Here is a 26,512-nt window from a genome sequence, read left to right on the forward strand (position 1 = left end):
TTAAAATATAAATTATTTTTTAAAAAAAAAAAAAAAAAAAAAAATATTTTCTATAATTAATAATTTAAAAAATTTTTTTTTTAAAAAAAATAGATAAATATTTAATTTAATAATTAAATATTAAAATAATAAATAAAATTAATAATTTTATAAAAGGAAAATTAAAATGTTATTTAATGATATAGATCCTATAGAAACTAAAGAATGGTTAGAATCATTAAAAATAGTTATAAAAAAAGATGGAATTAATAGAGGTATTTTTTTAATTTCAAAACTTTTAGAAAATATAAATAATAAAGAAAAATTATTTAATAATAGAAATTATGTTAATACTATTAATGTTAAAGAAGAACCAAAATATCCAGGAGATTTAATTATAGAAAAAAAAATTTGTTCTGCTGTAAGATGGAATGCTATAATTATGGTTTTGAAAGCTTCAAATAAAAATTTAGATTTAGGAGGACATATATCTTCTTTTCAATCTTCTGCTGACATTTATGAAGTATGTTTTAATCATTTTTTTTTAGCATATAATAAATTTGATGGAGGTGATTTAATATTTTTTCAAGGACATATATCTCCAGGAATATATTCTAGAGCATATTTAGAAGGAAGATTAACTTTAAAACAAATTGATAATTTTAGACAAGAAGTTTTTTTATCAGGATTACCATCATATCCTCATCCAAAATTAATGCCTAATTTCTGGCAATTTCCAACTGTATCTATGGGATTAGGTGCTGTTAATGCAATATATCAAGCTAAATTTTTAAAATATTTAAATAATAGAAAAATTAAGGATACATCTAAACAAACAGTTTATGCTTTTTTAGGTGATGGTGAAATGGATGAACCAGAATCTAAAGGTTTATTAAATATTGCGTCAAGAGAAAAATTAGATAATTTAATTTTTGTTATTAATTGTAATTTACAAAGATTGGATGGTCCAGTTTATGGTAATGGTAAAATTATAAATGAATTAGAAAATATATTTTTAGGATATGGTTGGGAAGTAATAAAAGTAATATGGGGTAGTAAATGGGATCCTTTATTTAAAAAAGATTATAATAAAAAATTAGTAAAATTAATGAATGAAACATTAGATGGAAATTTTCAAACATTTACATCTAAAAATGGATCTTATATACGTAAAAATTTTTTTAATAAATATAAAGAAACAAAAAAATTAGTAGAAAATATGTCAGATGATCAAATATTTTCTTTAAATAGAGGTGGGCATGATCCCAAAAAAATATATGCAGCTTTTAAAATGGCAAAAAATATTAAAAATAAACCTGTTGTAATATTAATGCATACAATTAAAGGTTATGGTATGGGTAATATAGCAGAAGGTAAAAATATTGCACATCAAGTAAAAAAAATTGATATAAAATCATTAAAATATATAAGAGATAAATTAAATATACCTATTACAGATAATAATTTAATTAATTTGCCATATATAAATTTTAATAAAAATTCTGAAGAATATAATTATATTCATAAACAAAGAAAAAAAATGTATGGTTATATACCATATAGAAAAAAATTTTTTGATGAAATTATAAAATTACCTTCTATTGAAGATTTTAATTCTATTTTAAAAAAACAAAATAAAAAAATATCTACTACAATATCTTTTGTTAGAATATTAAATATATTATTAAAAAATAAATATATTAAAAATAAAATAGTTCCTATAATAGCAGATGAAGCTAGAACTTTTGGTATGGAAGGATTATTTAGACAAATTGGAATTTATAATATAAATGGTCAAAAATATACTCCTCAAGATTATGAACAAATATTGTGTTATAAAGAAAATGTAGATGGTCAAATTTTACAAGAAGGAATTAATGAATTAGGTGCTTGTTCTTCTTGGTTGGCAGCAGCAACTTCTTATAGTACAAATAATTTACCTATGATACCATTTTATATATTTTATTCTATGTTTGGTTTTCAACGTATTGGAGATTTATGTTGGGCTTCTGGGGATCAACAAGCAAGAGGTTTTTTAATAGGAGGTACATCTGGAAGAACAACTTTAAATGGAGAAGGTTTACAACATGAAGATGGTCATAGCCATATACATGCATTAACTATACCAAACTGTATTTCTTATGATCCTACTTATGCTTATGAATTAGCTGTAATTATTAATGATGGTTTAAATAGAATGTATGGACCTAAACAAGAAAATATTTATTATTATATTACTACTTTAAATGAAAATTATAAAATGCCAAGTATTCCTAAAAATGTAATTAACGGGATATGTAAAGGAATTTATAAAATAAAAAAAATAAAAGCAAGTAATAAAAAAATACAATTGTTAGGTTCTGGAGCTATATTAATACAAATAAAAAAAGCTGCTAAAATTTTATATAAATATTATAATATAAGTATTGATATTTATAGTGTAACTTCTTTTAATGAATTAGCTAGAGATGGACAAGATTGTGATAGATGGAATTTATTACATCCTAATGAAAAACCTAAAATACCCTTTATTACTAAAACAATGAATAATGCACCATCTGTAGCAGCAACTGATTATATTAAATTATTTGCAGAACAAGTAAGAAAATATATTCCATCTAAAATATATCATGTATTAGGAACTGATGGTTTTGGACGTTCTGATAGTCGTAAAAATTTAAGAAAATATTTTGAAATAGATTATAATTATATTGTAGTTTCTTCTTTATATGTATTATCTAAAGATAATATTATAGATAAAAGTATAGTTATTGATGCTATTAAAAAATTTAAAATAAACATAAATAAAATTAACCCTAGATTATAAAGGAAAAAAAATGAATAAAAAAATTAAGTTACCAAATATAGGTTTAGATGAAGTAGAAGTTGTTGATATTTTAGTTAAAAAAGAAGATATTATTAAAAAAAAACAACCTTTAATATTAGTAGAAGGAGATAAAGTTTCAATGGAAATTCCATCTCCATTTTCTGGAAAAATAAACGAAATATTAGTTAATATTGGAGATAAAATAAAACATAATTCTTTAATAATGGTTTGTGAAAATAATGAAAATAAAATTTTAAAAGATAAAAATAATAAAATATTAGAAAATTATTCTAAAAAAAGAAAAAAAAAATATAATTATATACATGCTTCTCCTATAATTAGAAAAATGATAAGAGAATATGATATTTCTATTAAAAATATAAAAGGTAGTGGAAGAAAAGGTAGAATTATTAAAGAAGATATATTAAAATATATATCTAATAATAATATTATTAATAATAATAAAATTATAGAAGATAAAAAATTAAATGATAAAAATTTAAATGAATTTGGTAAAATTGAAATTATTAATATAAATAAAATAAAACAAGTTTCTGGTTTTAATTTACATCAAAATTGGTTAAATATACCTCATGTTACACAATTTGATGAAGCTGATATAACAGAAACAGAAAAATTTAGAAAAAGTAAAAATTTAATGTATAATAAAAATAATATAAATGTAAAAATTACACTATTATCTTTTATTGTAAAAATTATATCAGAATCATTAATAAAATTTCCTATTTTTAATAGTTCAATTACTAAAGATAATAAAAAAATAATAATTAAAAAATATATCAATATTGGTATTGCAGTTAATACTAAAAAAGGATTATTAGTCCCTATAATATTTAATGTAAATAATAAAAATATAATTGATATTTATAAAGATTTATTATTATTATCTGAAAAAGCTCGTAATATGAAAATTACAAAAAAAGATATTACAGGAGGATGTTTTACAATATCTAATTTAGGTTCTATAGGTGGTAATATTTTTACACCTATTATAAATTCTCCTGAAGTTGCTATTTTAGGTATATCTAAATCATTAATAAAACCTTTATGGAAAAATGATAAGTTTATTCCAAGATTAATGTTACCTTTATCTTTATCTTATGATCATAGAGTAATTGATGGTGTTGATGGAGCTAAATTTATTACATATGTTAAAGAATGTTTATTTGATATTAGAAATTTATTGTTATAATTAATTTTTATTTTTAAATAATATAATAGTTTTAAAAATAATGGAGTTTAATTATATGAATGAAATTTTATTAAAAACTGAAATTGTTGTTATAGGTTCAGGTCCTTCAGGATACTCAGCGGCTTTTCGTTGTGCTGATTTAAATTATAAAACATTTTTAATTGAAAAATATAAAAATTTAGGAGGAGTATGTTTAAATGTAGGTTGTATACCTTCTAAAACTTTATTACATATAGTAAAATTAATTTTAGATATAAAATATTATGCAAAATATAAAATTATTAATAATAGTTGTAATATTAATATTAAAGAATTAATATTATTTAAAGAAAAAATAATAAAAAAAATATCTAATAATATTTTAAATATGGCAAAAAAAAGAAATATTAAAATTATTTATGGGATAGCAGAATTTATAAATAATAATTCTTTAAAAATAAAAAAAAAAAATGAAAATATTATTATAAATTTTAATCATGCTATTATTGCAACAGGTTCAAAACCAATTAAATATAATAATTTAAATTATGATGATTTTATATGGAATTCAACAAATTCTCTAAATATACCTAATATTCCTAAAAAAATGTTAATTGTAGGAGGGGGGGTTATTGGTTTAGAGATGGGTACTATATATTACTCATTAGGTTCCGAAATAGATATAATTGAAAGATCTTCACAAATTTTACCATCATTAGATTCTGATGTTATTAAACATTTTTTAAAAATTAATAAAAGTAAATTTAATTTTATGTTAAATACTAAAATTATTTCTATAGAAAAATGTAAAAAAGGAGTTAATGTAGTTATAAAAGATAAAAAAAAAAAAAAAAAAAAAATTTTTTATAATTCTGTTTTAATATCTATTGGTAGAAAACCTAATATTAAAAATTTAAAAATTGATAATACTGATATTAAATTAAATAAAAATGGTTATATTAAAGTTAATAACCAAATGAAAACAAATGTACCAAATATATATGCAATAGGAGATGTAGTAGGACAACCTATGTTAGCTCACAAAGGAATTCATGAAGGTCATATTGTTGCTGAAATAATATCTGGAAAAAAATATTATTTTGATCCTTTAGTAATACCTTCTGTTTCTTATACTAATCCAGAAATAGCTTGGGTAGGAATAACAGAAAAAGAAGCTAAAATTAAAGGAATAGATTGTAAAGTTTCTATTTTTCCATGGAAAGCTTCTGGTAGAGCAATTTTATCTAATTGTGATGATGGTATAACTAAACTTATATTTGATAAAAAAAGTAAAAAAATTATAGGTGGTATAATAGTTGGAGAACATGCAGATGAATTACTAAGTGAAATTACTTTAGCAATTGAAATGGGATGTGATTCTGAAGATATTTCTTTAATTATTCATCCACATCCAACTTTATCTGAATCTATTGGTTTATCTTCAGATATTTTTAATGGAACAATTACAGATTTATTAAATTTTAAAAAAAAATATTAAAATGAATATTTATAATGAGGATAATAAAAAAAATTATCCTCTTGACATTTATTTATATTTATATACTAAATTTACTAAATCTAAAACTTTATTAGAATAACCAGTTTCATTGTCATACCATGAAATTAATTTTACAAAATTATCATTTAATGATAATCCTGCTTTAGCATCAAATATAGAAGTCAAAATATTTCCATTAAAATCAGAAGAAACAACATCTTCTTCTGTATATCCTATAATATCTTTCATTTCTTTTTGAGAAGAATTTTTTATTATTTTACAAATGTTAGAATAAGTTGTTTTTTTTTTTAAACGAACAGTTAAATCTATAACTGATACATTTGTAGTTGGTACTCTAAAAGCTATACCTGTTAGTTTATTGTTTAATTCAGGTAAAACTTTTCCTACAGCTTTAGCTGCTCCTGTAGATGATGGTATAATATTTTGTAATGCACTTCTTCCTCCTCTCCAATCTCTTTGAGAAGGTGAATCAACAACTTTTTGTGTAGCTGTAGAAGCATGAACTGTAGTCATTAAACCTTCCACAATACCAAAATTGTCATTTATTATTTTTGCTAAAGGAGCTAAACAATTTGTTGTACATGAAGCATTAGAAACAATTTTTTGTCCTGAATATTTATTAAAATTTACACCTCTTACAAACATAGGAGTACTATCTTTAGCAGGTCCAGTAATTACAACTTTTTTAGCTCCTGATTTTATATGTAAATTTCCTTCTTTATTTGTAAGAAATATTCCTGTAGATTCTACAATTACATCAGCTGATACATCTTTCCATCTTAATTTTGTAGGACTTTTTTCAGATGTTATTCTTATTTTTTTGTTATTTATTAAAATATGATTTTTTTTAAATAAAATTTTTTTATTAAAAATTCCATGAGTTGAATCATATTTTAACATATAAGCGATATATTCTATACTTGATAAATCATTTATTGCAACTATTTCAATATTTTTACGTTTTTGAGCTTCTCTAAAAACTATTCTTCCAATTCTTCCAAAACCATTGATACCTACTTTAATAGTCATATTTTCCTTTCAAATTTAATAATAAAATTTATTTAATTATTAATTTTATGTTTTTAAATTTAAAATTTAATTTATATAAATATTATATTTATATATATTTTCATATTTTATAATATAAAAAATAAAAAAAATATTATTTTTTTTAATATGAATTATAAATAAAATATTATTATTTTATAATAATATTTTTAAGTGAGATTTTAAAATGCCAGTTATTAAAGTTAAAGAAAATGAATCTTTTGATATTACTATGAGAAGATTTAAAAGGGCTTGTGAAAAATCTGGAATTTTAGCTGAAATTCGTAAAAGAGAATTTTATGAAAAACCTACTATTAAAAGAAAAAAAGCTAAAGAATTAGCTATAAAAAGAAATATGAAAAAAAATTTTAAAAATAATATTCATAAAAAATTTTTTTTTAATAAAAATATATAAAAAAAATATAATTTAAAATAATTTAAATGAAAAGATATATTTCTAGAAAATTTATAAAGAATTTAGTTTCAAGAACTGATATAAATAATTTTATAGGTCAATATATTAAACTTAAGAAAAAAAATAAATATTATTATTCTTTATGTCCTTTTCATACAGAAAATACTCCTTCTTTTATAGTAAATAATGATAAACAATTTTATTATTGTTTTGGATGTAATGAACATGGTAATGTAATAGATTTTTTAATGAAATATAATGGATTAGATTTTTTAAAATCAATTAAAGAATTAGCTTTATTTAATGGTTATAAAGATATTCCTATAAAAAAAAATAAAATTATATATAAATATAATTTTAAAAATTTATATAAATTAATTAATAATGTAAATAAATTTTATAAAAAAAATTTATATAAAAAACATAATTTTATAGCATATAATTATTTAAAAAATAGAAAATTAGATAAAAATATAATTGATTTTTTTGAAATTGGTTTTTCTTCTAATGGTAATAATATAACTAATTTTTTTACTAAAAATAAAAATAATAATTTAGAATATTTAAAAATTTTAGGTTTAATAAAAAAACATAATAATAAAAAATTTATTGATTTTTTTAGAAATAGAATTATTTTTCCAATTAAAAATATAAATGGGCAAATAGTTGGATTTGGTGGTAGAACAGTAAATAATACTTTCCCTAAATATATTAATACTTCAGATAATTTTATTTTTAGTAAAAAAAATAATTTGTACGGTTTATATGAAATGTATAAATTATGTAAAAATTTTAAAAATATTATATTAGTAGAAGGATATATAGATGTTTTAACTTTATTTCAATTTGGTTTTTATAATACTATTTCTACATTAGGAAATAATATAAATAAAATACAAATAAAAATGTTATTTAATAATTCAAAACATATTATTTGTTGTTATGATGGAGACCAATCAGGTTTAAACGCTGCTTGGAATATGTTAAAATTATCTTTATCTTATATGAAAGAAGGATATCAATTAAAATTTGTTTTTTTACCAAAAGGAGAAGACCCTGATAGTTTTATAAAAAAATATGGGGTTATTTGTTTTAAAAAAATTTTAAAAAAATCAGAATCATTGTCTGTATTTTTTTTTAAAATGTTAATGTTAAAAATAAATTACAATTCTATAGAAAATTTAATTAATTTAAGTTTATTAGCAATACCTTTAATAAAAAAAATACCAAATAGAATATTAAGATTAAATTTACGTGAAAAATTAGGTAAAATATTAAATATTCCAGAAGATATTTTAGAATCATTGATTTCTAAAAAATTTATATATAATAAAAAAAAAATTAATATAATAAAATGTAATAATATAAAAACTTTAATTTCTTTATTAATACAAAACCCAGTTTTATTTAAAATTATACCAAATAATATGTTACATATTTTCAATAAATCTAAAAAATTTGAAATATCTTTATTTTTAAATTTAGTTTGTTTATATAAAAAAAATAATAAAATAACAACTGGTCAATTAATAGAATTATATAGAAATACAAAATATGAAAAAATAATTAAATCTTTATTAATATTAGATAATATGATTAGTATAAAATTAATAAAAAAAATTTTTATTGATATTTTTTATAATTTATGTAAATCTGAAATAGAAATTAAAATTAATAAATTAATTTTAAAAGAAAAATTTCATAAATCTAAAAAAAAATATAGAATATTATTATATTATTTTATTAAAAAATTATCAGAAATAAATATTTTAAAATGTTAAAATATTTATTTAAATAATATTAGTAATTAATATAATAATATTTAATTATTAATAATTATAAAATTTTAATATAATAATATAAAAAAAATATAATTTAAAATGATATTTAAAAAAAAAAAAATTAGAAGAAGAAAAAGAAGAAGAATAATATTTAATAGGAGAATAAAAAAAATAAATAATATTAATTATGATAAAAGAAGAAAATATAATATCGATCCAGTTAATTTATATATGAAAGAAATGGGAAATATTAGTTTATTAAATAGATCAGAAGAAATAAGGGTTTCTAAAAAATTGGAAGATGGTAATAATAAAATATATGATACAATTATTAGATTTCCTAATACAATTATTTATTTAATTAATATTTTTAATAAAATAAAAAATAAAAAAATTAAAATAAATAAATTAGTAAATTATTTTATAGAAAAAAGATTTAAAATAGGTTTACTTTCAGAAAAATATAAACTTTATTATAATAAAAATTATTTATATGAAAAAATAAATACAAATAAATTTATAATGGAAGTTTATTTTATAAAATTAATTAAAAAATATAAAAAGTTATTTTTAATTATAAAAGAAAAAGGATATAATCATAAATATACAAAATATAAAATGCAAAAATTATCTAATTTTTTTATAAAATTTAGATTAAATTATAAACATTTTAATAATTTAGTTAATAATATTAATAATACTGTTAAAGAAACAAAAAAAACAATTTCTCTTTTAAAAAATTTTTGTATTAAAGAATGTGATATGCCTGAAATATTTTTTAAAAAAATTTTTTATAATAATAATTTTAATAATAATTGGATAAATAAGATAAAAAAAATTAAAAAACCTTGGGTTAATAAAATATTAATTTTTTATAGTAAAATTAAAATATATATTGATAAAATAATGTTAATTGAAAAAAATACAAAATTAACATCATCTCAAATAATAAATATTGGTAGAAAAATGTTTTTAGGAAAAGTAAAAGTTAATATCTCTAAAAACAATATGATAAAATCTAATTTACGTTTAGTAATTTCTATTGCAAAAAGATATTTAAATAGAGGATTAAAATTTTTAGATGTTATTCAAGAAGGTAATATTGGTTTAATGAAAGCAGTAGATAAATTTGAATATAGAAGAGGATATAAATTTTCAACTTATGCTACATGGTGGATTCGTCAAGCAATAACAAGATCTATTTCTGATCAAGCTCGTACTATTAGAATTCCGGTACATATGATAGAAACAATTAATAAGTTAAATAAAATATCTTGTATTAAATTACAAAAATTAGGAAGACCACCTTCTTTAGGAGAATTGGGTAAAGAAATGTCAATTAGTAAAAAAAAAATTAAAAGTATATTAGAAATAGCAAAAGAACCTATTTCTATGGAAACTCCAATATCTTATGGAGAAAATACATCTTTAAAAGATTTTTTAGAAGATAAAAATACAAAATTACCAATTGAAGCAGCTACAGAAGATAGTTTAAAAGAAACAGTTAAAATATTATTATCTGGTTTAACATTAAGAGAAGCTCAAGTATTACGTATGAGATTTGGTATAGGAATGAATTATGAACATACATTAGAAGAAGTTGGAAGAAAATTTAATGTTACGAGGGAAAGAATACGTCAAATAGAAGCTAAAGCTTTAATGAAATTGAGACATCCTAGTAGATCTTTTTTATTAAAATCATTTTTAGAAGATTAATAGTTTATAAAAATATATAATAATTTTAAAATTTAAAATTTTTGGGGTTAAAAAATTTATTTTATAATAATTAAATTTATTATAAAATAAATTTAATTATTTTATTATGGAAAATTTTATAGAAAATATTATATATAATATGAGATGGTTATTAACTATAATATATTTAGGTTTATCAATAAGTTTAATTTCATTAATAATAAAATTTTTTCAGATATCTATTTATTTAATAATAAATTCTTTAAATATTTCTGAAAATGAATTAATATTATTATTATTATCATTAATTGATATAACATTAATAGGAGGCCTTTTAATAATGATAGCTTTATCTAGCTATGAAAATTTTATATCAAAAATAAATATTAATAAAAAAAAAAATAAATTATATTGGTTGGGTAAATTAGATTCCAGTTCGTTAAAGAATAAAGTTTCATCATCTATAGTTGCAATTTCATCTATACATTTATTAAGTATTTTTATGGAAATAAAAATAATTTGTAATATTAAAATATTATTGTATATAATAATACATATAACCTTTTTATTTTCTTTTTTTATTTTAAGTTACTTAGATAAAAAATTAAAATAATAAATAAAAATAAAAAATAAAGAGAAATTTATGAAAAGTAAATATTTTTATTTTATTTTTAATAAATATAAAAATGTTATAATTAATTTTATAATTTTAAAAAAAAAAAATATAATAAATTTTTTTAATAAAAATTATATTTTTATTAATATTTTTTTTATAAAAAATTTATTCTATTTATATAAAATTTTAATATTTAATATTAAAAAAATTATAAATAATGATAATAAAATTAATAAAAAATTTTTAAATCATATTAATTCTTTATATAATAATATTATAGAATCTTTAAAATTTTATTATTACTATTATTATATATATAGCATATATCCTCTGTGATGAACTTATAATTAAATATTTAAATAATATTATAATATTAATTTCATCACATCCTCCACCCACAATAAAAATAATATAAATATTTATAAAAAATATTTTATAGATATTTATATTATTTTTTTTTTATTTAAAAAATATTTTATTATAATTAAAATAAAAAATATAATTTAAATTATATTTTTATTATTATTTTTTTTTAAAATATAATATTTTATATTTTTTTAAATAATTATAAAAATTAAGGATATAAATTATTTTATGAATATGAATTTAAGAAATATAGCTATTATTGCACACGTTGATCATGGAAAAACAACTTTAGTAGATAAATTATTGCAACAATCAAATACTTTCAATAAAAAAGATAAAATAAAAGAACGTGTAATGGATTCTAATATTTTAGAAAAAGAAAGAGGTATAACAATATTAGCTAAAAATACTGCAATTAGATGGAATAATTATCATATAAATATAGTTGATACTCCGGGACATGCAGATTTTGGAGGAGAAGTAGAAAGAGTACTATCTATGGTAGATTCTGTACTGTTAGTTGTAGATGCTACTGATGGACCAATGCCTCAAACTAGATTTGTTACAAAAAAAGCTTTTTTACATGGTTTAAGACCAATTGTTGTAATTAATAAAATTGATTTACAAAGCTCAAGACCAGATTGGGTATTAAATAAAATTTTTGATTTATTTATAAATTTAAATGCAACTGAATTTCAACTTGATTTTCCAGTTGTTTATACTTCTGCTTTAAATGGAACTTCTGGAATATATTTAAATAAAATTTCTAAAAACATGAATCATTTATATGAGTCTATTATAAAATATACACCTGAACCTAATTTAAAAAAAGATGGTTATTTTCAAATGCAAGTTTCACAAGTTTATTATAATAATTATTTAGGTATTATAGCAATTGGTAGAATTAATAGAGGAATAATTAAAATTAATCAAAAAGTATCTATTATTGATTATAAAAATAAAAAAAAAAATATTGCTAAAATTGAAAAAATATTTATTTATTTAGGTTTAAAACAGATAGAAATTAAATCAGCTGAAGCTGGAAATATAGTAGCAATATCTGGATTAGGAGATGTAAAAATATTTGATACAATTTGTGATGTTAAACATTTAGAACCATTATCTAAATTAAATATAGATAAACCAACTATAAGTATGCTATTTTGTGTTAATAATTCACCAATGTCAGGTAAAGATGGAACTAAATTAACATCGTCAAAAATATTAAAACGTTTAAAAAAAGAAACAATTCATGATATATCTTTGAATATTAATGAAACCAAAAAAAATGGTATTTTTAAAGTATCTGGAAGAGGTGAATTACATTTATCTATTTTAATAGAAAAAATGCGTAGAGAAGGTTTTGAATTATCAGTTTCTAAACCTGAAGTTATTTTTGTTAATATTAATGGTAAATTAAAAGAACCTTTTGAAGAGTTATTATTAGATATTGAAGAGAAGCATCAAGGTATAATAATGAAAATTATTGGTGAAAGAAAAGGTGTGCTTCAAGAATTAATTTATGATAACAAAGGTAGATTAAATTTAATTTATATATTACCTAGTAGAAATATTATTGGTTTTAGAAATAAATTTATACAAATTACTTCTGGTACTGGTTTAATGTCATCTTCATTTATTCATTATGGTGATGTTTATTCAAATAAAAATATTAATAAAAGAAAAAATGGAGTACTAATATCTAATAGCACAGGAAAAGCTGTTTCTTTTGCTTTATTTAATTTACAAGAAAGAGGTGATTTATTTATTAAACATGGTACAGAAGTTTATGAAGGACAAATTATAGGTATGCATAATAGATCAAATGATCTTACAGTTAATTGTTTAACTGGTAAAAAATTAACTAATATGCGTGCTTCAGGTTCTGATGAAGCTATATCATTAATACCTTATATAAATATGAATCTTGAAAAATCTTTAGATTTTATAGAACATGATGAATTAGTAGAAGTAACACCAAATTATATACGTTTAAGAAAATTTTATTTAAAAGAAAAAGAAAGAAAAAATTTTAAAAAAAAAAATACAATTTAATAAAATATATTCTACTTTACTTTTAAATAATATATATTTATAATATATATTATTATATTGAGGCCCTTTAGCTCAGTGGTTAGAGCAGGCGACTCATAATCGCTTGGCCGTTGGTTCGAATCCAACAAGGGCCAATTTTATTTATTTTTAGATAAATATAAAAATATTAATAAATTAATATAAGGTTTCAAAATGAATAGTAAAGGAATTAATAAAGTTATATTAATTGGATATTTAGGTAAAGATCCTGAAATAAGATATACTCCTAATGGAATAGCAGTTGCAAATATAAATTTAGCTACTTCTGAAAGTTGGCAAGATAAAAAAACTGGTGAAAATAGAGAAAAAACTGAATGGCATCGTATAGTTTTATTTTCAAAATTAGCAGAAATTGCTAGAGAATATTTAAGTAAAGGATCTCATATTTATATTGAAGGATCATTACAAACAAAAAAATGGAAAGACCAATATAATCAATTTAGATATACAACAGAAATTATAGTTAATATTAATGGAAATATGAAAATATTAAATTATAAAAATAAAAATGAAAATATAGATAATAAAAAAAAAATAGAAAATTTTGATATATTAAATGATAAAAAAAATAATAAATTAGATATTATTAAAAATAATAAAAAAATTGATGATGAAGAAAATATAAATTTTGATGATGAAATTCCATTTTAATTTAATAATAAAATTAAAATTTTAATAAATTGTAAATAAATAATTTATTTATTTTATATATTTATAAAACCATCATATACATGAGTAGCTGGACCTATCATATATAAATTATTTTTTAAACCTTTCCATTTAATATATAAACTTCCTCCTTTTAAATCTACTTTAACTTTTTTATTTGACAATAATTTTTTTTTTATACCAATAGCAACTGATGCACATGCAGCACTACCACAAGATTTGGTTTCTCCTAAATCACGTTCATAAACTCTCATTTTAATATGATTAAATTTTATTATTTTTACAAAACTAACATTAACGCCGTTAGGAAAATAAATACTTTTATTTATTATTGAACCTAAAAAATTTACATTAATTTTATCTAAATTATTAACTTGTATTATACAATGTGGATTACCTATTGATAATACATCAAATTTTATTTTTATTTTTTTTAATTTAATAATATTATTTTTTAAAAAAGATTTAAAAAATGGTATATCATTTAAATAAAATTTTGGTTTTCCCATATTTACTTTTATATTATTATTATCTTTTATATATAAAATCATTTTTTTATTATTAGTTTTAATTTTAATCTTATTTTTGTTTGTAATTTTTTTTAATTTTAAAAAAAATGCTAAACATCTAGCACCATTTCCACATTGTGTAACTTCATTACCATTTGAATTAAAAATTCTGTAGTGAAAATCATAATTTTTATTATATGGTAATTCTATAGATAATAATTGATCAAAACCTATTCCTAAATATCTATTTGATAAATTTGAAATTAATAATTTAGTAAATTTTATTTTTTCTTTGATGTTATTAACAATAACAAAATCATTACCTAAACCATGCATTTTAGAAAATTTCATTTTATTTTTATCTTAAAATTTTTTAAAAAAAAAGTAATTTAAATTAAATCGGTGAGAGAGGATTTGAACCTCTGACCAACTGGTCCCAAACCAGTTACGCTACCAAACTGCGCCACTCACCGTAATATAAATAATAAAAATAATAAAATAAAAATATATATATTTTAAAATTGGGGGTGATCAATGGGAATCGAACCCATGACCGCTGAAACCACAATCCAGAGCTCTACCAACTGAGCTATGATCACCATAAATTTATTTCTTAAAATATAAAAATATAATTAAATTTTTATATAATAAAAAATATATAATTATATTTATTATAACATAAATTTAATTATTAATCAAATAAAAAAAATATAATTTTATATATTTAAATTTATAAATATAAATTCATATTTTTTAAAAAAAAATAATTATTTTTACTTTTAATTAATTGTTTTATTAAAAATTTCATAGAATTATATTTATCCATCATTCCTAATAATTTTCTTAAAAACCACATTTTTTTTAATTCATAATAATTAACTAAAAGTTCTTCTTTTCTGGTTCCTGATTTAATATAATCTATTGAAGGAAAAATACGTTTATTAGACATTTTTCTAGAAAGATGTAATTCCATATTCCCAGTACCTTTAAATTCTTCATAAATAACTTCATCCATCTTAGAACCAGTTTCAATTAATACAGTTGCAATGATAGTTAAACTACCACCTTCTTGTAAATTTCTAGCTGAACCAAAAAATCTTTTTGGTCTATATAAAGCATTAGAATCAATTCCTCCAGTTAATGTTCTTCCTGAAGTAGGTAATATAGAATTATAAGCTCTTGCTAATCTAGTTAATGAATCTAATAATATTATAACATTATTACTGTTTTCAACCATTCTTTTTGCTTTTTCAATTATTATTTCTGCTATTTGTATATGTTTATATGAAGGTTCATCAAAAGTAGAATACAATACTTCACCTTTAATAATTTTTTTCATTTCAGTAACTTCTTCTGGTCTTTCATCTATTAATAATACAATTAAAATATGATTTTTATAATTATAAGAAATACTTTTAGCAATATTTTGTATTAATAAAGTTTTTCCAGCCTTAGGAGGAGCAACTATTAAACCACGTTGTCCTTTTCCTATAGGTGTTATTAAATCTAATATACGAGAAGTTATATCTTTTTTAATTTTTTTTTTTTTAATTTCCATAAATAAACGTGAATTTGCATATAATGGAACTAAATTTTCGAAAGAAATTCTTTTTTTATTTCTTATAGGTAATATATTGTTAATAATATTAATATTAATTAAAGAAAAATAACGTTCATAATTTATAGGTGGTATAATTTTACCAATTATTTTATCACCTGTTTTTAAATTAAAAATTTTGATTATATTTAATGAAACATAAACATCATTTACACCAGAATAATAATTATTATAAATAGATCTTAAAAAACCAAAATTCATATTTATTATTTCTATAATACCATTAACTGACATCAAAATTCCAAATTTAACATTAAATTTTAACATAAAAAAAATTATTATATACCTGGGAAAAAATTTTACTGTTTTATAATTTATATTTATTACAATATTAATAATTTTCTCAATTTTTTTACATTTTATGATATTAATAAAATTTATCATTTATTTATAATATTAAAAAAATTTAAAAAAACAATTATTAATATTAAAATTCAGAAAATTTGTTAATTAAATTACATAAATCTTTTTTATTTTTAATACCATTTGTTTTATATAATAATTTTTTACATTTAAAAAAAAATATTGTAGGAATACTTTTAATATTATATTTTAATACAGTATTTTTATTATAATCTATATTTATTTTATATATTTCAATTTTTTTATAATATTCAATATATATTTCTTCTATTATAGATAATTGTATTTTACAAGGATTACACCAAGAAGCCCAAAAATCTAATAATATTAATTTATTAGATTTTTTTAATATTATATCTATATTATCATTTTCAACATTTATTATATTTTTATTTTTTTTTGACATTTATATTTCTTATTGAAATAAATTAAAATTTATTTACTAAATTTTAATTTAGTATTATTCATATAATTTCTTAATTTAATACCAATTTTTTCTATTTTATGATTTCTTATTATATTATTAATATTTAATAATTCTAAATTATTTATTTTTAAAGATTCTTTTCTTTTTAAACCTATATCAAATTTATTTAATTTATTTATAAATTCTCTTAAATAAATAACTGCTTTATTAAAAAATAAATAATTTCCATATTCAGCTGTATCAGAAATTACTAAATTCATTTCGTATAAACGTTTACGAGCAATTGTATTTGCAATTAAAGGTAATTCATGAAGTGATTCATAATAAGCTGATTCTGGTAAAATTCCAGTTTCTGTCATAATTTCAAAAGATAACTCTACTCCAGCTTTTATTAAAGAAACCATAATTAAACCACGATCAAAAAATTCTTGTTCACTAATATTTTTTTTATATAAAGGAGCTTTTTCAAATTTACAAAAATTAGTTCTTTTACGCCATTTTAATAAATTTTTATCTTTATTTTTCCAATCTTTAATCATATTTTTAGAAAATGAACCAGAAATTATATTATCCATATGTTGTTTAAATAATGGTTTTAAAATATTTTTTAATTTTATAGATAATTTATAAGCTCTAATTTTAGCATAATTAGATAATCTATCCATCATTAGTGTAATACCACCATATTTTAAAGATTCTGTAATTTTTTCCCAACCATATTGAATTAATTTACAAGAAAAACCCTTATTAAATCCATTTTTTATTAATTTTTCATATAATAATATTGAACTAGTTTGTAATAAACCACATAAAATAGTTTGTTCACCCATTAAATCTGATTTAACTTCTGCTATAAAAGATGATTCTAAAACTCCAGCTTTATGAGAGCCAATAGCATATGCCCAAGATTTAGCATATTCTATTCCATTTTTAAGAGGATCATTTTCTGGATGTACAGCTATTAATGTTGGAACACCAAAACCTTTTTTATATTCTTCTCTTACTTCAGTTCCTGGACATTTTGGTGCTACCATAATAACTGTTATATCATTACGTATTTTTTCTCCTATTTCTACAATATTAAAACCATGAGAATAACCTAAAATAGAATTTTTCTTCATTAAAGGTTGAATTAATTTTATAATTTTACTATGTTGTTTATCTGGTGTTAAATTAATAACTAAATCAGCATTAGGAATTAATTTTTCATAATTATCAACTAAAAAATTATTTTCTGTAGCTCTTTTCCAAGATATATTTTTATTTATTATGGATTCTTTTTTTAAAGCATATGAAATATTTAATCCAGAATCTCTCATATTTAAACCTTGATTTAAACCTTGAGCCCCACAACCTATAATAACTATTTTTTTATTTTTAATCAATTTACATTTTGATAAAAATTCTTTTGATTTCATAAATCTACATTTTTTTAAATTATTTAACTTTTTTCTAAAATTAAGTTCATTAAAATAATTACTCATATGTATCCTTAATAATTTTAAATTATTATATTTTTTTAAGTTTATTAATATCTCTTATAGCACCTTTATCTGCACTTGTTACGAAATATGAATAATATAATAATGATTTAGATACTTTACGTTTCCTATTTAATGGAGTATATGGTAATTTTTTTTTTTCTTCTTTAATAATTCTATTTTTTAAAACATTATTAGATAATTCAACATTTATAGATCTATTTGGTATATCTATTTTTATAATGTCTCCATTTTTTATTAAAGCTATATTACCTTTATTAGCTGCTTCAGGAGAAATATGTCCTATAGATAAACCAGAAGTTCCTCCAGAAAATCTACCATCAGTAATTAAAGCACAATATTTATCAATTCCCATTGATTTTAAATAAGTTGTAGGATATAACATTTCTTGCATTCCAGGTCCACCCTTAGGACCTTCATATCTAATCACAATTACATCACCTGGAAATATTAATCCAGAAATAATATCTTTTACTGATGATTCTTGACTATTAAATACTTTAGCTGGTCCTTTAAATTTTAACATATTATTTTTAACACCAGCTGTTTTTACTATACAACCATTTATTGCAATATTACCATATAATATTGCTAAACCACCATCTTTACTATAAGCAAATTTTTTAGATCTAATACATCCATTTTTAAAATTTAAATCTAATTTTTTCCATCTTTTATTTTGTGAAAAAGCTTTAATATTATATTTACCTCCAGGTTTAGCTTTATACATTTTTTTAATATTTTCATTTTTTGTAAACATAATATCATATTGTTCTAAAGTTTTTTTTAAATTATATCCTAAAATATTGACTACACTAGTATCTATTAAATTTATTCTATTTAATTCTCCTAAAATTCTCATTACTCCTCCAGCTCTATGTACATCTTCCATATGAAATTTTTTAGAACTAGGAGAAACTTTACATAAATGTGGTACTTTTTTAGATAATAAATCAATATTTTTCATATTAAAATTTATATTAGCTTCTTGAGCAGCAGCTAATAAATGTAAAACAGTATTTGTAGAACCACCCATAGCAATATCCAATGTCATTGCATTATTGAAAGATTTTAAATTAGCAATATTTCTTGGTAATAAATTTTTTTTATTATTTTTATAAAAAATTTTAGATAATTTTACTATTCTTTGTCCTGCGTATATAAACATTTTTTTTCTATCAAAATGAGTTGCTAATAAAGAACCATTCCCAGGTAATGCTAAACCAAGTGCTTCCATTAAACAATTCATTGAATTTGCTGTAAACATTCCTGAACAAGAACCACAAGTTGGACATGATAATTTTTCTATATCTAAACTGTTATATTTTTTTTTATTTATATTATTAATTTCATTATCATACATAATAGAATCTACTAAATCTAATTTAATTTTATTACCATTAATATTTAATTTACCAGATTCCATAGGACCACCAGATACAAATATAGTAGGTATATTTAATCTTAAGGAAGCTATTAACATACCAGGAGTAATTTTATCACAATTAGATATGCATACCATTGCATCAACACAATGTGCATTAATCATATATTCTATTGAATCCGCAATTAAATCTCTTGAAGGTAGTGAATATAACATACCATTATGACCCATTGCTATACCATCATCAATTGCTATAGTATTAAATTCTCTTGCTATACCTCCACAATTATTTATTTGTTGAGATACTAACAGTCCTATATTTCGTAAATGAATATGTCCTGGTACAAATTGAGTAAAAGAATTAACTACTGCAATTATAGGTTTATTAAAATCATTATCTTTCATCCCTGTTGCTCGCCATAATGATCGAGCTCCTGATCCTTTTTTAGAAATATAAGAACGATATTGTGGCATAAATATAAAAAAATTACCTTATTTTAAAACTTAAAAAAAATTTATATATATTAAAAAATTTGTAATTTTAATTTTATATAAAAATAATATTTATATCTATTATTTTTTTTAATTGATATAATAATATATCTATATTTTTATAATTAATTAAAATAATTTTTATATTAATTTTATTAATATTTAAATTATATTTATAATTTAAATTTATATTTATAAAATTTCTATGTCTTAAAATTCTTAAAATTCTTTCAAGTATTTCAGGTTGAAATTCTGTTTGAATAAATATTTTTTTTTTATACATTTTAATATTCTATCATTTTTGTATTACTAACACCAGGAGGAACTAAAGGCCATACATTATCATATTTATCAATTGATACATGTAATAAATAAGATTCTTTGGTATTAAGAAATTTTTTTATTGAATATTTTATTTCTTTTTTTTTAGTAATACGTTTACCTTTAATGTTAAAAGAATTGGCTATTTTTATAAAATTAGGATTATCATCAAGATTAGTTTCACTATATCTACTAAAAAAAAATAGTTCTTGCCATTGTCTAACCATACCCAATCTTTTATTATCCAATAATAAAATTTTAATAGGTAAATTATATCTTTTTATAGTACATAATTCTTGTATATTCATTATAAAAGAACCATCCCCTGTAATACAAATAACATTTTTTTTAGGTTCAGCAATTTGAGCTCCAATAGCTGATGGTATACCAAATCCCATACTTCCTAATCCACTTGAAGTAATAAAATTTTTATTATTATTAAAATTAATATGTTGAGCTACCCACATTTGATGTTGACCAACATCTGTTGTAATAATTGTATTTTTATTTTTATTATCTGATAATATTTTTAATAAATAAGGAGCCCAAATTTTTTTATAATTATGTTTATAATTATAACTATATCTTTTTTTAAGTAATAATATTTTTTTTTGCCATTTTTTAATGTTAATTTTACATTTTAAAATAGGTAATATATAATTTAAATTACCACATAAATATAAATTAACTTTACATATTTTATTTATTTCAGAAGAATCAATATCTAAATGTATTATATTAGCTAGATTTGCAAAATTATTTAAATTACCAGTTACTCTATCATCAAATCTAGAACCAATGGCTATTAATAAATCACATTCTTGTACTGCTAAATTTGCTTCTTGGTTACCATGCATTCCAATCATACCTAAATGATATTTATAATTATTCGAATTAATTATTCCAATTCCTTTAAGAGTTACTACCATAGGAATTTTCATATTTTTTATAAAATTCTTAAATGAATTTATTGATTTTGATATTCCTATTCCACCACCAGCATATATAATAGGTTTTTTTGATTTTTTTATTAATGAAATAATTTTATCTAAATTTTTTTTACAATAAAAAAATTTTTTTTTATAATTATATTTTTTTTTTATATTAATTTTTTTAATTTCTATTTTTTTTAATTGTATATCTTTAGGAATATCTATTAATATAGGACCAGGCCTATTTGTAACAGCCATTTCAAAAGATTTATATATAATTTTTTTAATTTTATAAATTGAATTTATTAAAAAACTATATTTTGTACAAGACATAGAAAGTCCCATCATATCTACTTCTTGAAAAGCATCACTACCTATTAAATCAGATGAAACTTGTCCAGTAATAGCAATTATAGGTACAGAATCCATAAAAGCATCTGCTAAACCTGTAATAATATTTGTAGCACCAGGACCAGATGTAACAATACAAACACCTATTTTATTAGTAGATCTTGAATATCCAATAGCTGACATAATAGCACCTTGTTCATGCCTACATAAAATATGTTTAATATTACTTTTATATATAGCATTATATATAGGCATAATAGCACCACCAGGATAACCAAAAATAATTTCAACACCTAGTTTAGATAATATATAAATTAAATATTGTGCACCTATCATATTTTTCTAAAATTTTATTTATTTATTATAAATTAATAAAATATATGTTTTATTTTAATATTATTTTTTTTATTTATATTTATTATTTTATACAGGGGTGGAGGGACTTGAACCCACAACTTTCGGTTTTGGAGACCGATGCTCTACCAATTGAACTACACCCCTTTTATTAAAAATAATAATATATAATAATATTTTTTATATTATACATTATTATTAATTATAATTAATTTTTTTAAATATTTCAATTGATAATTTTATTGACGGCATCTTATTATGCCATAATAAAAATGAATAAGCTGCTTGAGAAATTAACATACCTAATCCATCATTAATATATTTACTTTTTCTTAAACACCATTTTAGAAAATAAGTATTTTTTTTACTATATACCATATCATAACAAAAAGTATTTGAATTTATAATATTATTAAATAAATTTGGTAATTTATTTTTAATACTACATGAAGTAGCATTAATAATAATATCAAATTTTTTATTAAATAATTTTTTATTACTTATATATTTTATATTTCCTAAATTATTAAATTCTTTAGATATTTTTTTTGCTTTTTCTAAAGTTCTATTTGTAATTATAATATTATTATTATATAATAATAACGGAGGAATAATACCACGGGCAGCACCACCCGCTCCTATTATTAATATTTTTTTTTTTTTATAAATTATATATAATCTTTTTAAATCATTAATAAAACCAATACCATCAGTATTATCTCCTAATAAATATTTATTATTTATTTTAGTGATAACATTTACTGATTTAGATAATTTAGCTCTTTCGGTTAATAAATCACATAAATAAAAAGCTTTTTTTTTAAATGGTAAAGTAATATTAGCTCCATAACCTCCAAAATCAAAAAAATTTTTTGCAATAATATTAAAATTTTTATTAGAAACATTTATTTTATTATATGAATATGGAATATTAGTAATATAAGAAAATATTTTATGTATAATTGGAGATTTGCTATGATAAACTGGGTTACCAAATAATGCAATTTTTTTTATATTCATTTATATTTTAAAAAATAATAATATATTTATATAATTTGATAACTAAATATATTAAATATATTTAATTTATAAAAATTAATATTTAAAAAATATTTATTTTTATTAAATTATAAATACAATTTAAAGTATTTTAAAATTAATAAAATTATTATTTTATAATTTTAAAATAATAAGTTTTTAAAAAATGTCAAAATTAAAAATATTATATTATCCTAATAAAAAATTAAGATTAAAAGCTAAAAAAGTTAATTCATTTAATAAAAAAAACCATATTTTAATTAAAAATATGTTAAAAACAATGTATATCAATTTAGGAGTAGGACTTGCTGCTACACAAATTAATGTTCAAAAACGTATAATAGTAATCGATATTTCAAGAAATAATAATAATCCTTTAGTATTAATTAATCCAAAATTTTTGTATAAAAATAAAATAATATATAATCCAGAAGGATGTTTATCTATACCTAATTATATTAATGTAATTCCAAGATTTAAAGAAATAATAATAAAAGCATATAATCAATATGGAAAATTATTCAAATTACATGCTTTTGATTTATTATCTTTATGTATACAACACGAAATGGATCATTTAATAGGAAAATTATTTATTGATTATTTACCATCAAGTGAAAAAGAAATTATTAAAAATAAAATATTAAAAATTTAAAAATATTTAGGATATAAATGTTAAAAAAATTAAAAATTATTTTTATTGGTAATTCTATTATTTCTGAAAAATATTTAAAATTTTTATTAAAATTAAAATATAATATTATTACTATTATTACTAAACCTGATAAACCATTAAGAAAAAATAAAAAAAAAAAATATTCATCAATTAAAAAAATATCTGATAATTATAATATACCTATATTACAACCTAAAAATTTATTAGATATTTATTATAATATTTTAAATTTAAAAGCAGATATAATTGTTATTATATCTTATGGAAATAAGATACCAAAAAGTTTTTTTAAAATTACAAAATTTGGATGTATTAATATTCATTTTTCTCTTTTACCAAGATGGAGAGGTTCTTCTCCAATACAATATTCTATTTTATATGGAGATAAAAAAACAGGTGTTACAATTATAAAAATAAATAAAAATTTTGATGAAGGTGATATTATATTTCAAAGTATTTGTTTAATCTCAAAAAATGACAATAGTAATACATTATTTAAAAAATTAATGTATATCGGTATTGAAAGTTTAATACTTTCTTTAAAATTAATTTTTAAGAATCGTTTTTTTTTAGAAAAACAAAATAATCTTTATTCTACTTATGCTTATAAAATAAATAAAAAAAATGCTAAAATTAAATGGTATTTACCAGCAATATATTTAAAAAGAATTATTAAAGCTTTTAATTTGTGGCCAATAAGTTTTTTTTTAACAAAAAATAAATATATAAAAATTTTTAGTACAAATACTAATTTAGTTAAATATAATAATTATAGTATAGGGGAAATTTTAAATATTAGCAAAAATGGAATTGAAATTAATACTATTAATGGAATTTTGATTTTAAAAGAAATTCAAATTTCTGGAAAAAAAAAAAATAAAATTAAAAATATTATTAATGGTATTAATAATATTTTTAATATAGGGGAAGTAATTAATTAAAATTTTTATAAAATTATATTTTTATTTTTTAAATAATCTGTTAATAAAATATATGACATTTTTGCACCATCACCACATCTATAACGACATTTTATAATTTTAGTATATCCACCTTTTCTTTTTTTAAATCTAGGACCTAATACTTCAAATAATTTTTTAATGGTTTTTTTGTTTTTTAAAATTGAATAAACTATTTTTCTATTTACAAAATTATCATTTTTGGAAATATTAATAATTGGTTCAATTGTATTTTTTAATAATTTAGCTTTAGGAGAAGTAGTTTTTATAATTTCAAAACATACTAAACTAATAATCATATTTCTTAACATAGATTTTAAATGACTTCTATTACGATTCAATTTTTTTTCTTTATTTAAATGTCTCATTTAAAACTTCCTTTTTTTTTTTTTCTTCTTCTTTTAGTAATTTTTGTTTTTGTTTTTTCCAATTATTTAAAATTGTACCTAATTTTAATCCATGATAAAATAAATTATTTTTTATTTCTGAAATAGATTTTTTACCTAAATTAGGGGTTTTTATTAAATCTGATTCTTTAATTTGAACTAAATCTCCAACATAATATATAGTTTCTGATTTTAAACAATTAGAAGCTCTTGCTGGTAATTCTAAACTATCTATTGGATATAATAATATTGGATTAAATTCATTTATTTTTTTTTTAGGTTTTAATTTAATAGTATCATGTAAATTTATAAATTGTTTTAATTGTTTAGTTAAAATAATTGATGCATAACGAATTGCTTTTTCTGGACTAATAGATCCATTTGTTTTTACATTTAAAATTAACTTATCAAAATTAGTATTTCTACCTATACGAGAAGATTTAACATTATAAATTGCATATTTTATAGGACTATAATAAGCATCTAATAATATACAACCCAAACAAGATTTTTTATTTTTATTTTCTTTTATATCATGAGCATAAACAAAACCTTTACCAATTTGTACTTTAATTTTCATACTGATATAAGAATTTTTATCAGTTAAATTACATATAACGTGTTTAGGATTATATATTTTAACATTTTTATTATAACTAATATCACTTGCTAAAACAGGTCCTATTCCTTTTTTCTTTAAATATAAAAAATCATGATTATTTTTAATAATTTTACACGATAAATTTTTAAAATTTAATATTATTTCTGAAATATCTTCTTTTAAACCAATTTTATGAGTATATTCATGTTCTATATCTTTAATAACTAATTGAGTTACTGCACATCCTGGTATTAATGAAATCAATATTCTTCTTAATGAATTACCTATAGTTTGTCCTAATCCTCTTTCTAAAGGTTCAATAATTATTTTAGATTTTTTATAATTTTTTTTTTTTATTTTTATTATGTATGGTTTTAAAAATTTAATTCTATCTAACAT

General features: G+C 18.9%; 22 protein-coding genes and 4 tRNA genes. 12 read left to right on the forward strand and 14 right to left on the reverse strand.

Going from position 1 to position 26,512, the window contains the following annotated elements:
- The first annotated feature begins 166 nt into the window (after positions 1-166).
- From aceE to lpdA, 3 genes are read left to right on the forward strand one after another with little or no spacing between them, the layout of a single operon-like run.
- Positions 167-2,806 (forward strand): pyruvate dehydrogenase (acetyl-transferring), homodimeric type, encoded by a 2,640-nt coding sequence (gene aceE, locus C3B56_RS00260; protein WP_126071443.1) that lies wholly within the window; start codon positions 167-169, stop codon positions 2,804-2,806.
- A 10-nt stretch (positions 2,807-2,816) separates the two neighbouring features.
- Complete coding sequence (locus C3B56_RS00265; protein WP_126071444.1) at positions 2,817-4,019, forward strand: 2-oxo acid dehydrogenase subunit E2; 1,203 nt, start codon at positions 2,817-2,819, stop codon at positions 4,017-4,019.
- Positions 4,020-4,074: 55 nt separating this feature from the next.
- Entirely contained in the window at positions 4,075-5,496 is a 1,422-nt protein-coding gene (lpdA, locus tag C3B56_RS00270) for a dihydrolipoyl dehydrogenase (RefSeq protein ID WP_126071445.1), read from the forward strand.
- A gap of 48 nt (positions 5,497-5,544) precedes the next feature.
- On the opposite strand, the gene gap is transcribed toward lpdA, so the two are convergent.
- Positions 5,545-6,546 (reverse strand): type I glyceraldehyde-3-phosphate dehydrogenase, encoded by a 1,002-nt coding sequence (gap, locus tag C3B56_RS00275; RefSeq protein WP_126071446.1) that lies wholly within the window; start codon positions 6,544-6,546, stop codon positions 5,545-5,547.
- Positions 6,547-6,751: 205 nt separating this feature from the next.
- Here gap and rpsU point away from each other — a divergent pair, with 205 nt between their 5' ends.
- The 7 genes from rpsU (at position 6,752) to ssb (ending at position 14,182) form a co-directional block, all read left to right on the forward strand.
- On the forward strand, positions 6,752-6,979 hold the full coding sequence (gene rpsU, locus C3B56_RS00280; RefSeq protein WP_126071447.1) for a 30S ribosomal protein S21: 228 nt from the start codon (positions 6,752-6,754) through the stop codon (positions 6,977-6,979).
- Between the two features lie 26 nt (positions 6,980-7,005).
- Complete coding sequence (gene dnaG, locus C3B56_RS00285; RefSeq protein ID WP_126071448.1) at positions 7,006-8,760, forward strand: DNA primase; 1,755 nt, start codon at positions 7,006-7,008, stop codon at positions 8,758-8,760.
- A 99-nt stretch (positions 8,761-8,859) separates the two neighbouring features.
- The gene (gene rpoD / locus C3B56_RS00290; RefSeq protein ID WP_126071449.1) at positions 8,860-10,476 is read left to right on the forward strand and encodes an RNA polymerase sigma factor RpoD; all 1,617 of its coding nucleotides are present in this window, start codon (positions 8,860-8,862) and stop codon (positions 10,474-10,476) included.
- Positions 10,477-10,582: 106 nt separating this feature from the next.
- Positions 10,583-11,068, forward strand: coding sequence for a TIGR00645 family protein (locus C3B56_RS00295; RefSeq protein ID WP_126071450.1), 486 nt, complete (start codon positions 10,583-10,585; stop codon positions 11,066-11,068).
- Positions 11,069-11,665: 597 nt separating this feature from the next.
- Positions 11,666-13,492, forward strand: a complete 1,827-nt coding sequence (gene typA, locus C3B56_RS00300) for a translational GTPase TypA (RefSeq protein ID WP_126071451.1) — start codon at positions 11,666-11,668, stop codon at positions 13,490-13,492.
- Positions 13,493-13,553: 61 nt separating this feature from the next.
- Positions 13,554-13,626, forward strand: a tRNA-Ile gene (locus C3B56_RS00305).
- 58 nt (positions 13,627-13,684) lie between these two features.
- Positions 13,685-14,182, forward strand: a complete 498-nt coding sequence (gene ssb / locus C3B56_RS00310; RefSeq protein ID WP_126071452.1) for a single-stranded DNA-binding protein — start codon at positions 13,685-13,687, stop codon at positions 14,180-14,182.
- 53 nt (positions 14,183-14,235) lie between these two features.
- Here ssb and dapF read toward each other — a convergent pair whose 3' ends face one another.
- From dapF to aroE, 11 genes are all read right to left on the reverse strand, one after another.
- Positions 14,236-15,060 carry a diaminopimelate epimerase gene (dapF, locus tag C3B56_RS00315; RefSeq protein WP_126071453.1) on the reverse strand — a complete coding sequence of 275 codons (825 nt, stop codon included), beginning with the start codon at positions 15,058-15,060 and terminating at the stop codon, positions 14,236-14,238.
- 48 nt (positions 15,061-15,108) lie between these two features.
- Positions 15,109-15,182 (reverse strand) — tRNA-Pro (locus C3B56_RS00320).
- A gap of 49 nt (positions 15,183-15,231) precedes the next feature.
- Positions 15,232-15,309: transfer RNA gene (locus C3B56_RS00325), tRNA-His, on the reverse strand.
- Positions 15,310-15,439: 130 nt separating this feature from the next.
- Positions 15,440-16,711, reverse strand: coding sequence for a transcription termination factor Rho (gene rho, locus C3B56_RS00330; RefSeq protein WP_126071454.1), 1,272 nt, complete (start codon positions 16,709-16,711; stop codon positions 15,440-15,442).
- A gap of 43 nt (positions 16,712-16,754) precedes the next feature.
- Entirely contained in the window at positions 16,755-17,096 is a 342-nt protein-coding gene (locus C3B56_RS00335) for a thioredoxin family protein (protein ID WP_126071455.1), read from the reverse strand.
- A 29-nt stretch (positions 17,097-17,125) separates the two neighbouring features.
- On the reverse strand, positions 17,126-18,601 hold the full coding sequence (ilvC, locus tag C3B56_RS00340; RefSeq protein WP_126071456.1) for a ketol-acid reductoisomerase: 1,476 nt from the start codon (positions 18,599-18,601) through the stop codon (positions 17,126-17,128).
- 25 nt (positions 18,602-18,626) lie between these two features.
- Positions 18,627-20,477: a dihydroxy-acid dehydratase gene (gene ilvD / locus C3B56_RS01750; protein ID WP_198684115.1), complete on the reverse strand. Its 1,851-nt coding sequence runs from the start codon at positions 20,475-20,477 to the stop codon at positions 18,627-18,629.
- Between the two features lie 73 nt (positions 20,478-20,550).
- The gene (locus C3B56_RS00350; protein WP_126071458.1) at positions 20,551-20,778 is read right to left on the reverse strand and encodes an ACT domain-containing protein; all 228 of its coding nucleotides are present in this window, start codon (positions 20,776-20,778) and stop codon (positions 20,551-20,553) included.
- A 1-nt stretch (position 20,779) separates the two neighbouring features.
- Complete coding sequence (gene ilvG, locus C3B56_RS00355) at positions 20,780-22,435, reverse strand: acetolactate synthase 2 catalytic subunit (RefSeq protein ID WP_126071459.1); 1,656 nt, start codon at positions 22,433-22,435, stop codon at positions 20,780-20,782.
- 92 nt (positions 22,436-22,527) lie between these two features.
- Positions 22,528-22,600, reverse strand: a tRNA-Trp gene (locus tag C3B56_RS00360).
- Between the two features lie 51 nt (positions 22,601-22,651).
- Positions 22,652-23,473 (reverse strand): shikimate dehydrogenase, encoded by an 822-nt coding sequence (gene aroE / locus C3B56_RS00365; RefSeq protein ID WP_232817392.1) that lies wholly within the window; start codon positions 23,471-23,473, stop codon positions 22,652-22,654.
- Between the two features lie 184 nt (positions 23,474-23,657).
- Between aroE and def the strand changes: the two genes are divergently transcribed.
- Both def and fmt read left to right on the forward strand, forming a co-directional pair.
- Positions 23,658-24,146, forward strand: coding sequence for a peptide deformylase (gene def / locus C3B56_RS00370; protein ID WP_126071460.1), 489 nt, complete (start codon positions 23,658-23,660; stop codon positions 24,144-24,146).
- 17 nt (positions 24,147-24,163) lie between these two features.
- Complete coding sequence (fmt, locus tag C3B56_RS00375) at positions 24,164-25,108, forward strand: methionyl-tRNA formyltransferase (protein ID WP_126071461.1); 945 nt, start codon at positions 24,164-24,166, stop codon at positions 25,106-25,108.
- 5 nt (positions 25,109-25,113) lie between these two features.
- Here the strand turns inward: fmt and rplQ are convergent, their stop codons facing one another.
- Both rplQ and C3B56_RS00385 read right to left on the reverse strand, forming a co-directional pair.
- Complete coding sequence (gene rplQ / locus C3B56_RS00380; protein ID WP_126071462.1) at positions 25,114-25,494, reverse strand: 50S ribosomal protein L17; 381 nt, start codon at positions 25,492-25,494, stop codon at positions 25,114-25,116.
- Positions 25,478-26,512, reverse strand: coding sequence for a DNA-directed RNA polymerase subunit alpha (locus tag C3B56_RS00385; RefSeq protein WP_126071463.1), 1,035 nt, complete (start codon positions 26,510-26,512; stop codon positions 25,478-25,480). Before C3B56_RS00385 ends, rplQ begins: the two co-directional genes overlap by 17 nt.

Source organism: Candidatus Annandia adelgestsuga (genome assembly GCF_003956045.1).
GTDB classification, from domain to species: Bacteria; Pseudomonadota; Gammaproteobacteria; order Enterobacterales; family Enterobacteriaceae_A; genus Annandia; species Annandia adelgestsuga.

What these genes read in the sequence shown, in the direction of transcription:
- aceE (WP_126071443.1), top strand. Translation starts at nt 167, where the DNA reads ATGTTATTTAATGATATAGATCCTATAGAAACTAAAGAATGGTTAGAA.
- C3B56_RS00265 (WP_126071444.1), top strand. Translation starts at nt 2,817, where the DNA reads ATGAATAAAAAAATTAAGTTACCAAATATAGGTTTAGATGAAGTAGAA.
- lpdA (WP_126071445.1), top strand. Translation starts at nt 4,075, where the DNA reads ATGAATGAAATTTTATTAAAAACTGAAATTGTTGTTATAGGTTCAGGT.
- gap (WP_126071446.1), bottom strand. Translation starts at nt 6,546, where the DNA reads ATGACTATTAAAGTAGGTATCAATGGTTTTGGAAGAATTGGAAGAATA.
- rpsU (WP_126071447.1), top strand. Translation starts at nt 6,752, where the DNA reads ATGCCAGTTATTAAAGTTAAAGAAAATGAATCTTTTGATATTACTATG.
- dnaG (WP_126071448.1), top strand. Translation starts at nt 7,006, where the DNA reads ATGAAAAGATATATTTCTAGAAAATTTATAAAGAATTTAGTTTCAAGA.
- rpoD (WP_126071449.1), top strand. Translation starts at nt 8,860, where the DNA reads ATGATATTTAAAAAAAAAAAAATTAGAAGAAGAAAAAGAAGAAGAATA.
- C3B56_RS00295 (WP_126071450.1), top strand. Translation starts at nt 10,583, where the DNA reads ATGGAAAATTTTATAGAAAATATTATATATAATATGAGATGGTTATTA.
- typA (WP_126071451.1), top strand. Translation starts at nt 11,666, where the DNA reads ATGAATATGAATTTAAGAAATATAGCTATTATTGCACACGTTGATCAT.
- ssb (WP_126071452.1), top strand. Translation starts at nt 13,685, where the DNA reads ATGAATAGTAAAGGAATTAATAAAGTTATATTAATTGGATATTTAGGT.
- dapF (WP_126071453.1), bottom strand. Translation starts at nt 15,060, where the DNA reads ATGAAATTTTCTAAAATGCATGGTTTAGGTAATGATTTTGTTATTGTT.
- rho (WP_126071454.1), bottom strand. Translation starts at nt 16,711, where the DNA reads ATGATAAATTTTATTAATATCATAAAATGTAAAAAAATTGAGAAAATT.
- C3B56_RS00335 (WP_126071455.1), bottom strand. Translation starts at nt 17,096, where the DNA reads ATGTCAAAAAAAAATAAAAATATAATAAATGTTGAAAATGATAATATA.
- ilvC (WP_126071456.1), bottom strand. Translation starts at nt 18,601, where the DNA reads ATGAGTAATTATTTTAATGAACTTAATTTTAGAAAAAAGTTAAATAAT.
- ilvD (WP_198684115.1), bottom strand. Translation starts at nt 20,477, where the DNA reads ATGCCACAATATCGTTCTTATATTTCTAAAAAAGGATCAGGAGCTCGA.
- C3B56_RS00350 (WP_126071458.1), bottom strand. Translation starts at nt 20,778, where the DNA reads ATGTATAAAAAAAAAATATTTATTCAAACAGAATTTCAACCTGAAATA.
- ilvG (WP_126071459.1), bottom strand. Translation starts at nt 22,435, where the DNA reads ATGATAGGTGCACAATATTTAATTTATATATTATCTAAACTAGGTGTT.
- aroE (WP_232817392.1), bottom strand. Translation starts at nt 23,473, where the DNA reads ATGAATATAAAAAAAATTGCATTATTTGGTAACCCAGTTTATCATAGC.
- def (WP_126071460.1), top strand. Translation starts at nt 23,658, where the DNA reads ATGTCAAAATTAAAAATATTATATTATCCTAATAAAAAATTAAGATTA.
- fmt (WP_126071461.1), top strand. Translation starts at nt 24,164, where the DNA reads ATGTTAAAAAAATTAAAAATTATTTTTATTGGTAATTCTATTATTTCT.
- rplQ (WP_126071462.1), bottom strand. Translation starts at nt 25,494, where the DNA reads ATGAGACATTTAAATAAAGAAAAAAAATTGAATCGTAATAGAAGTCAT.
- C3B56_RS00385 (WP_126071463.1), bottom strand. Translation starts at nt 26,512, where the DNA reads ATGTTAGATAGAATTAAATTTTTAAAACCATACATAATAAAAATAAAA.